A 13545-nucleotide genomic window follows, 5' to 3' on the forward strand; every position below is an offset into this window, starting at 1 on the left:
AGTGTATGCCAGAAGGCAAAATTGTCAAAGCATTGAGCGGTTTTTATTATGTTTTGACTGCAGATGGCGATATAACCCAATGTAGAGGAAGAGGGGTTTTTCGAAAAAATAAGATTACCCCTCTTGTTGGGGACTCCGTTGTATTTCAAGCGGAAAACGACCAAGAAGGCTACATTATGGATGTATTGCCTCGCAAAAATGAGCTTGTTAGACCTCCGATAGCAAATATTGACCAGGCGATCCTGGTGTTTTCAGCGTTAGAACCTGAATTTAGTACGGTTCTTTTGGATAGATTCCTAGTGCTGATTGAATCCAAAGGTGTCAGTCCTTTGATTTGCATTTCCAAGATGGACCTTTTGGATGAAGATGCCAACCTGATGGGATATGCAGACTATTACAGATCCATTGGTTACGAGGTGCTGCTCACTTCCACGAAGGAACCGGAGCAATTGAAGGAGATATTGCCATACTTGAAGGATAAGACATCTGTGATAGCTGGGCAATCAGGTGTTGGTAAATCATCTTTGCTTAACGTGTTACGCCCGGAGCTGGAATTGAAAACAGATAATATCTCCTCCCATTTAGGTAGGGGTAAGCATACAACAAGACATGTCGAGCTAATGGAAATCAACCATGGCTTTGTTGCGGACACTCCAGGTTTCAGTTCATTGGAATTCTTGGAAATGGAAGCCGAAGATGTGAAAGATTGTTTTCCTGAATTTGTCGAAATGAGCCATGATTGCAAGTTTCGAGGTTGTACTCACTTGAAAGAACCAAAATGTGCGGTTAAAGCAGCTGTTGAAAACGAAGACATTGCTCCCTATCGTTATAAACATTACGTTTCTTTTGTAGAAGAAATAAAAGATAGAAAGCCGAGGTACTAAATATGATAAAAATCGCCCCTTCCATTCTGAGTGCTGATTTTGCCCACTTAGGAAAGGACATCCTTGATGTGGAACAAGGAGGAGCAGACTATATTCATATTGACGTGATGGATGGACATTTTGTACCTAATATCACCATTGGTCCGTTAATAGTGGAAGCCGTACGACCAATCACAAAGCTTCCATTGGACGTTCACCTGATGATTGAGAATCCAGATGCGTATATCGCGGATTTTGCCAAAGCTGGAGCGGACATCATCTCGGTGCATGTTGAAGCATGCCGCCATCTACATCGAACCATCCAGCATATTAAGGCTCAAGGCGTGAAAGCTGGCGTGGTCATCAACCCTGCTACACCGGTGGAAAGCATCATTCCTATATTGAATGATGTGGACTTGGTGCTTTTGATGACAGTCAACCCCGGGTTTGGCGGTCAGGCTTTCATCCATGATGTACTTCCCAAAATCTATCAGGTTGCTTCCTTGGTGAAAGAGAGAGGATTATCCATCGACATCGAAGTGGATGGAGGCGTCAATCCAGAAACTGCCAAGTTATGTGTAGAAGCGGGTGCCAATGTTCTTGTTGCAGGTTCCGCCATTTACAACAAGGAAGATCGCAAGCAGGCAATTTCCTCCATTAGAAGTAATTTGTCATAGATTCTTTATTAGTGCGGAAAGCTAATGGTAAATGGGATGGGAGGACTTTGTGATATGAATATTTCGAAGGATGACCAGGCAATTATGGAACAGGCATTGCATTCCGCATTGGCCAATAGCACGGATTATAACGAAATTGATATGTATGAACAGCTGCTCAAGAAATTTTCAGCAGTAGAAAATAAAAGCCTGGACGGATTCCGTTATGACTATGACGACTCTTCCAGCCTGTAAAAAGTCTTCGTCATGAAGGCTTTTTTACGTTCAGCTGTTATAGAGAGGCTTTTTTTGATGTTATTGATTTGTAAAAAGTCGGTCATTGTACTTTTTGTTGTTTCCGTACCCTAGATATGCAAGTAGAATACCCCGTATTGCAAGAAAAAGAGCCCGGTATTAAGGTATATAACGTCCGTTTTAAAATACGTAAAAACAAAGTTTATGAAAATAGCCTATAAAGAAGTAAAGGGAGAGAAGAAGTTGATTATACATATTGTTGCAGGAGGACCTAAAGACCGGATACCTGATCTGCACCATTTAGAAGAGGAGAATGTTATATGGGTGGGGGTGGATAGAGGAGTTGCCTACCTGTTAGAGCAGAATATACAACCAGCCAAAGCTTTCGGAGACTTCGATTCGATCACTAGTCGAGAGCTCCATGATATAAAAGTAAAGCTACCACATGCTGAAGTATATCCAAGCGAAAAAGATGAGACCGACACAGAAATTGCAGTCAATTGGGCGCTTGACCATGATCCAGAGCTCATCCGGATCTTTGGAGGGACAGGTGGCAGGCTAGATCATTTTTTAGGAAACATTCAACTAATGTTAAAGGGAATGGAGAGACATACATTAATAGAAATACATGACATTCAAAATCAACTATATGCCCTTAAAGAAGGTACATACTCCATTATGAAAGATGATTCTTTACCATTCATTTCTTTCATGCCGATTACGCCTCATGTTAAAGGCATCACGTTAGTGGGATTCAAATATCCTTTAGAAAAAAAGAATATTCGCTTTGGAGACACACTATGTATTAGTAATGAACTTGAAGTGGAAAGTGGTACTTTTTCATTTGATGAAGGCATATTAATGGTGATAAGGAGCCGTGATTATCATCCATTATCTTAAGACGGTCCCAACGATCTGCTAATTTGCAACCTGATTAAATAAAAAGGTAAAAGTTCGGAGGAGGGAATGTAATGAAATTTTATACAATCAAGCTACCTAGATTCTTGGGGGGAATAATCCGGGCTATGCTTGGGTCGTTTAAGAAGGAGTAAGGCACCTCGAAAGGGTGCTTTTTTTATAAATGATAAGAGTTTTACTTGTACTTGAAGGCTGCCTGAGAGTGGGAAACCTGGAGCACGAGGGCAAATGTCCGAAGTTTTATTGATTTTGACCGAAGTTTTTCAAAAGTTGACCGAAGATTTTGCGAAGTTTACCGAAGTTTTCGGATAAATGACCGAACTACTTTTTCAAGTGGCCGAACGGTAAGGTGAAATTGACCGAACATCCAATTGTATTGACCGAACCCCCTTGAAAAAAACAATGCAACTGACCGAACATGCCAAAAAATTGACCGGACCAATTTTCACATGCATTAAAAACACCTTTAACATAAAAAGTCTACTCATTTTCAAATTTTCCTAGAATGTATACGATAAAATCATTATGTAAACAATCTCATCGCACCGATCTGCCTAATCAAAAAACCACCCCAAAAGTAAAAAGCGACAGGGAAAACCTCCCTGTCGCTTTCATATGTGCGCAACTATTAAACGCGCTCCACTTTACCTGATTTTAAAGCTCTTGCAGAAACGTATACACGCTTTGGCTTACCATCTACTAAGATGCGAACTTTTTGAAGGTTTGCACCCCAAGTACGACGAGTAGAGTTCATTGCGTGTGAACGTGCGTTTCCAGAACCAGTCTTTTTGCCTGTGATTACACATTTACGTGCCATGTTCAATTCCCTCCTAACTACAAAGAAACATCATTCAATATTTTCATTAGTAATAAGAAAGTACCTTCTTATTATTGCGAGAAAAACCCTACATAAGGTCTACGTCTGAAGAAGTACCCTTCTGTACCGTTTTTCTTTACCAAAATAATCTCTTGAAAATACTTATATAATTTAACATACTACCCTTCACTTTGCAATAGTTCTAAGGAAAGCTTTCAAGAAAAAAACCTTGACATACATGTTTTTAGCATTCAGTATAATAATAGTATTGTTACAATAGTATCCGCCTGCTTTTAAAATAAATGAATTTATAGTAAAATAGCGAGTAGACTAGGTGAAAAATCCAATCGAAGGGGGAACCTTTATGTCCATCGAACTAAAAACATCTTATGGTCAAATAGATATTTCTAACGATGTAGTTGCTACCATCGCTGGTGGAGCTGCAATAGATTGTTATGGAATTGTAGGTATGGCTTCTAAAAGTCAATTGAAAGATGGGTTATCCGAGATACTTAGAAAAGAGAATTTCACAAAAGGCGTCATCGTGCGTCAAGAAGAAGATCAGCTACATATTGATATGTACATCATCGTAAGCTATGGAACAAAGATTTCCGAAGTGGCTCACAATGTACAGACGAAAGTAAAATATACCCTGAATCAAATGCTCGGTCTTTCCGTTGATTCATTAAATATTTTTGTACAGGGAGTTCGAGTTACGAACCCGTAATAAGGAGGAAATTTTAGTGTCAGTAAAAGTTCTAAATGGGAAACGTTTTGCACAAATGGTCATCCAGGGTGCAAATCATTTATCAAACAACGCCAAAACAGTGGATGCGTTGAACGTTTTTCCGGTTCCGGATGGAGATACGGGAACAAATATGAATCTTTCCATTACTTCTGGGGCTAAAGAAGTAAAAGCCAATGTTTCTGAGCATATCGGAAAGGTTGGTTCTGCTCTGGCTAAAGGCCTACTTATGGGGGCAAGAGGTAACTCAGGGGTTATTCTTTCTCAATTATTCCGAGGATTCTCTAAGCATATCGAAGCAAAAGAAACCATTACGAGTAAAGATTTTGCACAAGCTTTGGAAGCGGGTGTCCAGACAGCATATAAAGCTGTCATGAAGCCTGTGGAAGGAACGATCTTGACGGTGGCTAAAGATGCTGCCAAAAAAGCGGTCGCTGTAGCGAAAAACGAAGAAGACATCATTGTATTGATGGAAGAAACGTTAAAAGAAGCGAATGCTTCCCTTAAACGCACACCAGACCTTCTTCCTGTTTTGAAAGAAGTAGGAGTAGTGGATAGTGGTGGACAAGGACTTGTTTATGTCTATGAGGGCTTCTTGGCAGAGCTGAAAGGCCAAAGAATAGAGGATATCGTACCTACTACTACCATGAACGAGCTTGTTAATGCAGAACACCATAAGAGTGTTCATTCCGCTATCAATACGGAAGATATCGAATTCGGCTATTGTACAGAGTTCATGGTCAAGTTTGAAGAGGACAAAGTGAAGGATAATCCTTTCACAGAGGAGAACTTCCGTAACGACCTATCTCAATACGGGGATTCCCTTTTGGTTATTGCCGATGAAGAAATAGTTAAAGTTCATATTCATGCTGAACAGCCTGGAGATGTTTTGACTTATGGTCAAAAATACGGAAGCCTGATCAACATGAAGATTGAAAATATGAGAGAGCAGCATAGCAACCTTCTTTTTGAAGAGGACGCTTATCCTGCTCCAAAACCGGAAGTAAACAAAAAACGCGAGAAATTTGGAATCATCACGGTTGCAATGGGTGAAGGGATTGCCGAGCTATTCAAGAGCATCGGCGCAAAGGCTGTCATTGAAGGCGGCCAGACGATGAACCCAAGCACGGAGGATATCCTTAAAGCGATTGACGAAGTGAATGCTGATAACGTGATCATCCTTCCAAATAACAGCAATATCATCATGGCTGCAAAACAGGCTGCAGAAGTTGCTGAGCAAAACGTAGCAGTTGTGGAAAGCAAAACAGTTCCACAAGGAATGGCGGCGATTCTTGCTTTCAATCCTACAGGCGAACTTGCTGACAATGAAGCGACAATGAAGGAAGCTTTAGGTTCTGTTAAAACTGGGCAAATCACTTTTGCTGTCAGAGATACGAACATTGACGGGGTGGAAATCCAAAAAGATGACTTCATGGGAATTGCGGACGGTAAAATTGTCCTGACGAACAAGGATAAAAAAGCTGCCGCAAAAGAACTACTTACTACCATGATGGATGATGACGCGGAAATCCTCACTGTTATATACGGGGAAGATGTGTCGGAAGAAGATGTGGAAGAGCTTGTGAGCGAGCTTGAAGAAACCTATCCTGATGCTGAAGTGGAAGTTCATAATGGCAAACAGCCACTATATTCCTTTATCTTTTCGATAGAGTAGGCTACTATAATATTTGAAAACAAAAGAAGGGGTAATACCCTTCTTTTGTATGTGGTAAAAGATATATGAAAAATAATGTCTGATTCAATTCAATAAAGGGGAGTGGGCAGAGATGAAATATAGAAGTGTGTTTGATATAATTGGCCCAATCATGATAGGACCTTCAAGTTCACATACGGCAGGAGCAGCGCGTATAGGACGAGTTGCGAGAAGTCTTTTCGGCAGACAGCCTAAGTGGGCAAACATCTCGTTTTACGGATCATTTGCAAAGACATATAAAGGTCACGGAACAGATGTAGCGATAGTAGGTGGCTTACTGGACTTTGATACGTATGATGAGAGAATCAAGACTTCTCTACAGCTAGCAGATTCTCTTGGGGTCAGCATTTCATTTCATGAAGAAGATGCCATAACCGATCATCCCAATACGGCAAAAGTGGTACTTGGTGATGAAGATGGGGAATTGGAGCTGGTTGGAATTTCGATTGGTGGAGGGAAGATAGAAATTACCGAGTTGAACGGTTTTGCTCTAAAGCTATCTGGAAACCACCCAGCTTTACTAGTGGTACATGACGACCGTTATGGTGCCATTGCAGGAGTGGCAAATGTGTTAGCGAAATTTGCCATCAATATTGGCCATATGGAAGTTTCACGCAAGGAAAAAGGCAAAAAAGCCTTGATGACGATTGAAGTGGACCAGAATATTGATGATAAGGTAATCCAAGAATTATCTGCATTGCCTAATATCACACAAGTTACAAAAATTGTGGACTAGTTTTCGGAATAATAATGACAGCGCTTTCATCAGTGTATAGCTTTTAGGGGGGAAAACGATGTTTCGTAATGTGGCAGAACTTATAGAAATTGCGGAAAGTACGAATAAGAAGATTTCCGAGATTATGATTGAACAGGAAATGGAGTTTACAGGCAAGAGCAGGGAAGATATCCTCGCCCAGATGGATAAGAACCTGGAGATCATGGAGCAGGCTGTGGAAAGGGGCCTTGAAGGAGTCAAATCCGTTTCAGGTTTAACTGGTGGGGATGCCGTTCTTCTTCAGAAGTATATCGAGAAAGGTAACTTCCTTACAGGGAAGAACATACTTGATGCTGTCAGCAAAGCGGTTGCCACTAATGAAGTGAATGCAGCCATGGGGACGATCTGTGCCACTCCGACTGCCGGGTCTGCAGGAGTCGTTCCAGGGACACTGTTTGCTGTAAAGAATGTACTTAATCCTACAAGGGAAGAGATGATCAATTTTCTTTTCACATCAGGAGCTTTTGGGTTCGTTGTCGCAAACAATGCTTCCATCTCCGGTGCGGCAGGAGGTTGTCAGGCTGAGGTAGGTTCCGCTTCTGGAATGGCAGCAGCGGCAATAGTGGAAATGGCAGGTGGTACACCTGATCAATGTGCACAGGCAATGGCCATCACCCTTAAAAACATGTTAGGATTAGTGTGTGACCCTGTTGCAGGTCTTGTGGAAGTACCGTGTGTGAAACGTAACGCCATGGGAGCGGCTAATGCAATGGTTGCAGCAGATATGGCACTAGCCGGAATTACAAGCAGAATTCCTTGTGATGAAGTAATTGATGCTATGTACAAGATCGGCCAGACAATGCCTACTGCACTAAAAGAAACTGCACAAGGAGGGTTGGCGGCAACACCAACTGGACGTGAGTTAGAAGCGAAAATATTTGGTGTTCCCTTACAAAAAGGTGACTAATTTATCCGATATAACTGTAACAACCTTAAAAGGTATTGGGGAAGAAACCGCAAATTCCCTGCATGCAATGGGGATATTTTCTGTAGAAGACCTGCTTATGCACTTTCCATACCGATATGAAGATTACCGCTTGAGAGACATATCAGAAGTCAAACATGAAGAAAAGATAACAGTAGAAGGGAAGGTTCATGGCGAGCCTTCTCTTATGTATTTTGGAAAAAAGAAATCTAGGCTTACTTTCCGTTTTTTTGTTGGTCGATTTCTAGTCAAGGCTGTCTGCTTCAATCGTCCCTATTATAAAAATAAACTTTCCATCAATGACACCATCACTATAACGGGAAAATGGGATCAGCATCGTCAAACTATCACGGTCATGGAGATCCATTTCGGACCTTTTTTAAAAGAAAGTGAAGTGGAGCCTGTCTATTCAGTAAAGGGCAATATCACGGTCAAGCAAATGCGCAAATTTATTACAAATGCACTTAATGCCTATGGTGACCAGCTTGATAGTTCCCTTCCGCTTTCCTTACTTCAAAAATATAAGCTTCCTTTGAAGAGTGACTCTGTCAAGGCACTACATAATCCTGTCAATCAAGATGTATTAAAACATGCGAGAAGGTACTTTGTTTATGAGGAGTTTTTACTCTTTCAGTTGAAAATCCAAGCCTTGCGCAAGTACAAGCGGGAGCAGACAGTAGGATTGGTGCATCATTTTTCAAAAGATGCATTAGATCAGTTTATCCACACTCTGCCTTTTCCTCTTACAGGAGCACAGGAGAGGGTTCTAGGTGAAATTATAGGTGATCTCACATCTCCTTTCCGGATGAATCGGCTCTTACAAGGGGATGTTGGTTCCGGAAAGACAGTGGTCGCGGCAATAAGTCTCTATGCAGCCCATCTATCAGGCTATCAAGGGGCATTGATGGTGCCTACTGAAATACTTGCAGAACAGCACGCACAATCGTTAACAGGTCTTTTTGAGAAAACTCCAGTGAACATTGAACTGTTAACAAGTTCTGTCAAAGGAAAAAGAAGAAAAGAGTTGTTAGAAAGACTTCAACAAGGTGAGATTGATATTCTGGTAGGTACACATGCATTAATTCAACAAGAAGTGAATTTCCTTAAGCTTGGGCTGGTAATAACAGATGAACAGCATCGTTTCGGGGTGGAACAACGAAGAGTCCTTAGGGAAAAGGGGTCAAACCCTGATGTTTTGTTCATGACAGCTACCCCTATTCCAAGGACGCTTGCCATTACTGCGTTTGGGGAAATGGATGTCTCCATCATCGATGAGATGCCTGCCGGACGAAAAGCCATCGAGACATATTGGGCTAAGCACCAGATGATTGATAGAGTACTTGGATTTGTTGAAAAAGAACTGCAAAAAGGAAGACAGGCCTATGTAATCTGTCCCCTTATTGAAGAGTCTGAAAAGCTGGATGTCCAAAATGCCATTGATGTTCATGATATGCTTACCCACTATTATCGGGGCAAGTGGAAGATAGGCTTAATGCACGGGAGATTAAGTTCGGATGAGAAAGAAAAAGTGATGGAAGCCTTTAGTGAAAATGATGTACAGCTGCTAGTATCCACAACTGTCGTCGAGGTCGGTGTGAATGTACCGAATGCGACAATGATGGTTATTTATGATGCCGAACGTTTCGGGCTCTCTCAGCTTCACCAGCTCCGTGGGCGTGTGGGACGCGGAAGTGAACAATCTTATTGTATCCTTCTTGCCGATCCTAAATCGGAAGTGGGAAAAGAACGAATGAAAATCATGACGGAAACGAATGACGGTTTCGTGCTCTCTGAGAAAGACCTGGAGTTAAGGGGTCCTGGAGATTTCTTCGGGAGGAAACAAAGCGGAGTTCCAGAATTTAAAGTGGCAGACATGGTCCATGACTACAGAGCCCTTGAGGTTGCAAGGCAGGATGCTCACGAACTTCTATACTCTCAAAGGTTTTGGGAGGATGAGGAATACAAAGGATTAAGAGAGATGATTGAAAAGTCGGGGATTCTTGATGGCGATAAATTAGATTAACCAAGGCAGAGGCATGTCGTTGAGCTGGCGGACCTCGGCCTTTTTGCCTCTTTTAGCGATATTTTTTCCTTGCAATCTCCTTTTTAAGTATATATACTACTATTAGTACCTAGTCATAATAGTTCGGATGGTGTGTTATTTATGAGAAGAAATAAAAAGGAGCGCCAGTTATCTTTAAAGGATAAGATACAGGAGAACCCTTTCATAACAGATGAAGAACTTGCCGATTTTTTTCAGGTAAGCATCCAGACTGTTCGTTTGGATCGCCTGGAGTTGAGCATTCCTGAATTGCGTGAGCGAATAAAAAACGTAGCAGCGCGTACACTCGAAAAAGAGGTAAGGTCTTTGCCGCTCGATGAAGTGATCGGTGAAATCATCGACCTGCAGTTGGACGAGAGTGCCATTTCCATTTTTGATGTACAAAGCGAGCATGTTTTTAAAAGAAATCAGATTACACGAGGACACCACTTGTTTGCCCAAGCCAATTCATTAGCGGTTGCAGTGATCAATGATGAGCTGGCCCTGACGGCAAAAGCGACCATTCGCTTTACAAGGCCGGTAAAACTGGGTGAGAGAATTGTCGCAAAGGCAGTTGTAAGTAAGGTAGATAAAGAAAAAGGAAGAACAACTGTTGAAGTGAAAAGCTCTGTCGGAAGTGAAAAGGTTTTTCACGGAGAGTTCGAAATGTTCCGTTCAACAAGTTCTTAATCAAAGGTAGGTTAAAGCTATGAGAATTGCCATAGATGCAATGGGTGGCGATCATGCGCCAAAGTCGATTGTCGAAGGCGTCATGAAAGCAGTGGAGAAATACAATGATGTTACATACACCCTTGTTGGGGATGAAAATAAAATACGACCATTTTTAACTAATGATAAGAATATAAGCATCATACATACAGAAGAAGTCATTTTAGGGGATGAAGAACCGGTTAAAGCGGTTCGCCGCAAAAAGAATTCTTCCATGGTCCTGATGGCCAAAGAAATTAAGGAAGGAAGAGCGGATGCATGTATCTCTGCGGGAAATACTGGCGCTTTAATGACAGCAGGCCTATTGATTGTTGGTCGCATCAAAGGAATTGAGAGGCCTGCCCTATCACCTACCTTACCTACAGTTGATGGAAAAGGGTTCGTGATGCTCGATGTTGGAGCAAATGCAGATGCAAAACCAGAACACTTATTTCAATATGCGTTGATGGCTTCCATCTATGCGGAGAAAGTGCGCGGAGTGAAGGCGCCACGGGTAGGTTTATTGAACGTCGGGACCGAGGACAAGAAAGGGAACGAGCTGGCAAAGGCTGCTTTTGAATACATCAAAGAGTCCAATACGGTCCATTTTATTGGAAATGTGGAGGCGCGGGACTTGTTAAATGGAGTAGCGGATGTCGTGGTCACAGATGGATTTACCGGGAATGTTACGTTAAAAGCGATTGAAGGTACGGCATTATCCGTATTTACCATGCTAAAAGAAGCGCTAACCAGTGATCTGAAAAGCAAGATGGCTGCAGCGGTACTAAAGCCGAAACTGAAAACGATTAAAAATCAAATGGACTATTCCGAATACGGTGGAGCAGCTCTCTTCGGGCTCAAAGCACCGGTAGTAAAGGCTCATGGTTCATCTGATGCGAATGCTGTGTTCAATGCAATCCGACAAACCAGGGAAATGCTTGAAACGGATATGGTCGGAACAATCGCACAAACAATTGAGAAGATGGAGTTTGTGACAACACAAGAGAACGGAGGAGAATAATGGGAAAGGTCGCATTTGTTTTTCCTGGTCAAGGCTCACAAACAGTAGGTATGGCCCAGGAGTTAGCCAAAGATTTTAATGAAGTTCAACATGTGATCGCACAAGCGGACGAAAAGCTTGGCTATAAGCTGTCAACGCTGATGTTCGAAGGTCCTCAAGAAGAACTCACTCTTACTTACAACGCCCAACCAGCCCTTTTGACATCAAGTATAGCCATTTTGCAAATGCTGAAAAAGGCGGGAATCAAGGCTGATTATGCTGCTGGTCACAGTCTGGGTGAATATTCTGCTTTGGTGGCCGCAGAAGCTATCCGTTTTGAAGATGCCGTTCAAACGGTTCATTTGCGTGGCAAGTACATGGAAGAAGCAGTTCCGGCAGGCATTGGGTCCATGGCGGCTGTTTTAGGCCTTGAGGAGCAACTTTTAAAAGAGGCGTGTGAGGATGCATCTATAGAAGCAGGTCCTGTTCAACTTGCAAATCTAAACTGTCCAGGTCAGATTGTGATCTCAGGTACTACAGAAGGTGTAACTGCAGCCTCTGAAAAAGCAAAGGAGAAGGGTGCCAAGCGGGTTATTCCGTTGGTGGTCAGTGGACCATTTCACTCCAGCTTAATGAAACCGGCAGCCTCCAAGCTCGAAGACACACTATCATCGATAGATATAAATGATGCAATCATTCCGGTCATAGCAAATGTGGATGCCGATGAGATGACTAACGCAACAGAAATCCCCGTTAAATTGGTGGAACAGCTCTACTCACCTGTCAGGTGGGAACAATCTGTCCAAAAAATGATAGACCTCGGGGTGGATACTTTTATTGAAGTAGGTCCAGGAAAGGTGCTGTCAGGACTTATAAAAAAAGTGAATCGAAAAGTGATAACGATTCCGGTGTATGATAACGAAACACTGCAAAAAGCAATCGATCACTTTAAAGAGGGGGACACATCCAATGCTTAAAGGAAAAACTGCGGTTGTAACGGGGGCTTCCCGTGGAATCGGACGTGCTGTAGCACTAGAACTTGCCGAAAAAGGTGCCAATGTGGTTGTTAACTACTCAGGAAGTGAAGCAAAAGCACATGAGGTAGTGGAAGCAATCAAAGAGATGGGTGGCGAGGCCATCGCAGTCCGTGCAAATGTCGGTAACATGGAAGATGTGCAAGCGATGATGAAAAAAGCACTTGCTCAATTCGAGACCATTGATATTTTGGTGAATAATGCAGGAATTACACGTGATAACCTATTGATGCGCATGAAGGAAGACGAGTGGGATGATGTGATCAATATCAACCTGAAGGGTGTATTCAATGCGACAAAAGCGGTTACCCGTCAAATGATGAAGCAGCGTTCCGGCAGAATCATCAATGTCGCATCCATCGTTGGAGTAATGGGAAATGCAGGTCAAGCAAACTATGTAGCGGCAAAAGCTGGCGTAATCGGGCTGACGAAATCTACTGCCCGTGAACTTGCTTCCCGCCACATTACGGTCAATGCCATTGCACCAGGCTTCATCACAACGGATATGACGGACAAATTAACAGAAGAAGTAAAAGCGGAAATGCTGAAGCAAATCCCCCTTGCGAGATTTGGAGAAGCGAAAGACATCGCTTCTGTCGTTTCTTTCCTGGCTTCGGAAAAAAGTGCCTACATCACCGGCCAAACCCTCCACGTCGACGGCGGAATGGTGATGTAATTACTGAAAAAATTCCCCCTTGTTGACTGAAGTGCAGGGTGAGAGACTCCTGCGGGAGGTAGCGGTAGCTTGAGTCCCCGCAACGAAGTGAGGAGGCTCAAGCACCGCCCCGCGAAAAACGAACACCCGGAACGGAAGGAAACAGGAGTAAACCGGAACAAAAATACTATAAGAGTTCCCCCCTGTTGACTGAAGTGCAGGGTTAGAGACTCCTGCGGGAGGTAGCGGTAGCTTGAGACCCCGCAACGAAGTGAGGAGGCTCAAGCACCGCCCCGCGGAAAGCGAACACCCGGAACGGAAGGAAACAGGAGTAAACCGGAACAAATATACTATAGTAGTTTCCCCTGTTGACTGAAGTGCAGGGTGAGAGACTCCTGCGGGAGGTAGCGATAGGTTGAGACCCCGCAACGAAATGAGG

General features: G+C 42.8%; 15 protein-coding genes. 14 read left to right on the plus strand and 1 reads right to left on the minus strand.

Annotated features, from left to right (window positions below):
- Positions 1–5 precede the first annotated feature (5 nt).
- The 5 genes from rsgA to spoVM all read left to right on the plus strand — a co-directional run bounded on the left by rsgA (position 6) and on the right by spoVM (position 2826).
- Positions 6–884, plus strand: coding sequence for a ribosome small subunit-dependent GTPase A (gene rsgA / locus EKQ44_RS02905; protein ID WP_237662008.1), 879 nt, complete (start codon positions 6–8; stop codon positions 882–884).
- A gap of 2 nt (positions 885–886) precedes the next feature.
- Positions 887–1540 (plus strand): ribulose-phosphate 3-epimerase, encoded by a 654-nt coding sequence (rpe, locus tag EKQ44_RS02910; RefSeq protein ID WP_237662009.1) that lies wholly within the window; start codon positions 887–889, stop codon positions 1538–1540.
- Positions 1541–1594: 54 nt separating this feature from the next.
- The gene (locus EKQ44_RS02915) at positions 1595–1774 is read left to right on the plus strand and encodes a hypothetical protein (protein ID WP_237662010.1); all 180 of its coding nucleotides are present in this window, start codon (positions 1595–1597) and stop codon (positions 1772–1774) included.
- Positions 1775–1978: 204 nt separating this feature from the next.
- Positions 1979–2674 carry a thiamine diphosphokinase gene (locus tag EKQ44_RS02920; RefSeq protein ID WP_237662011.1) on the plus strand — a complete coding sequence of 232 codons (696 nt, stop codon included), beginning with the start codon at positions 1979–1981 and terminating at the stop codon, positions 2672–2674.
- A gap of 71 nt (positions 2675–2745) precedes the next feature.
- Positions 2746–2826, plus strand: a complete 81-nt coding sequence (spoVM, locus tag EKQ44_RS02925; protein ID WP_060665857.1) for a stage V sporulation protein SpoVM — start codon at positions 2746–2748, stop codon at positions 2824–2826.
- Between the two features lie 494 nt (positions 2827–3320).
- Here spoVM and rpmB read toward each other — a convergent pair whose 3' ends face one another.
- Positions 3321–3509, minus strand: a complete 189-nt coding sequence (rpmB, locus tag EKQ44_RS02930; protein WP_010193132.1) for a 50S ribosomal protein L28 — start codon at positions 3507–3509, stop codon at positions 3321–3323.
- A 364-nt stretch (positions 3510–3873) separates the two neighbouring features.
- Between rpmB and EKQ44_RS02935 the strand changes: the two genes are divergently transcribed.
- The 9 genes from EKQ44_RS02935 (at position 3874) to fabG (ending at position 13127) form a co-directional block, all read left to right on the plus strand.
- The gene (locus EKQ44_RS02935) at positions 3874–4236 is read left to right on the plus strand and encodes an Asp23/Gls24 family envelope stress response protein (protein ID WP_237662012.1); all 363 of its coding nucleotides are present in this window, start codon (positions 3874–3876) and stop codon (positions 4234–4236) included.
- 16 nt (positions 4237–4252) lie between these two features.
- Positions 4253–5929, plus strand: a complete 1677-nt coding sequence (locus EKQ44_RS02940; protein WP_237662013.1) for a DAK2 domain-containing protein — start codon at positions 4253–4255, stop codon at positions 5927–5929.
- A 112-nt stretch (positions 5930–6041) separates the two neighbouring features.
- Positions 6042–6704 carry an L-serine ammonia-lyase, iron-sulfur-dependent subunit beta gene (gene sdaAB, locus EKQ44_RS02945; RefSeq protein ID WP_237662014.1) on the plus strand — a complete coding sequence of 221 codons (663 nt, stop codon included), beginning with the start codon at positions 6042–6044 and terminating at the stop codon, positions 6702–6704.
- Positions 6705–6762: 58 nt separating this feature from the next.
- Positions 6763–7650, plus strand: a complete 888-nt coding sequence (gene sdaAA / locus EKQ44_RS02950; RefSeq protein WP_237662015.1) for an L-serine ammonia-lyase, iron-sulfur-dependent, subunit alpha — start codon at positions 6763–6765, stop codon at positions 7648–7650.
- On the plus strand, positions 7643–9691 hold the full coding sequence (gene recG / locus EKQ44_RS02955; RefSeq protein ID WP_237662016.1) for an ATP-dependent DNA helicase RecG: 2049 nt from the start codon (positions 7643–7645) through the stop codon (positions 9689–9691). Before sdaAA ends, recG begins: the two co-directional genes overlap by 8 nt.
- A 141-nt stretch (positions 9692–9832) precedes the next feature.
- Positions 9833–10399 carry a transcription factor FapR gene (gene fapR / locus EKQ44_RS02960; RefSeq protein ID WP_237662017.1) on the plus strand — a complete coding sequence of 189 codons (567 nt, stop codon included), beginning with the start codon at positions 9833–9835 and terminating at the stop codon, positions 10397–10399.
- 19 nt (positions 10400–10418) lie between these two features.
- Complete coding sequence (gene plsX / locus EKQ44_RS02965) at positions 10419–11438, plus strand: phosphate acyltransferase PlsX (RefSeq protein WP_237662018.1); 1020 nt, start codon at positions 10419–10421, stop codon at positions 11436–11438.
- Entirely contained in the window at positions 11438–12394 is a 957-nt protein-coding gene (gene fabD, locus EKQ44_RS02970) for an ACP S-malonyltransferase (RefSeq protein ID WP_237662019.1), read from the plus strand. Before plsX ends, fabD begins: the two co-directional genes overlap by 1 nt.
- Positions 12387–13127, plus strand: coding sequence for a 3-oxoacyl-[acyl-carrier-protein] reductase (gene fabG, locus EKQ44_RS02975; RefSeq protein WP_237662020.1), 741 nt, complete (start codon positions 12387–12389; stop codon positions 13125–13127). Before fabD ends, fabG begins: the two co-directional genes overlap by 8 nt.
- Positions 13128–13545 lie beyond the last annotated feature (418 nt).

The organism is Sutcliffiella horikoshii (assembly GCF_021991925.1).
GTDB lineage: Bacteria > Bacillota > Bacilli > Bacillales > Bacillaceae_I > Sutcliffiella_A > Sutcliffiella_A horikoshii_F.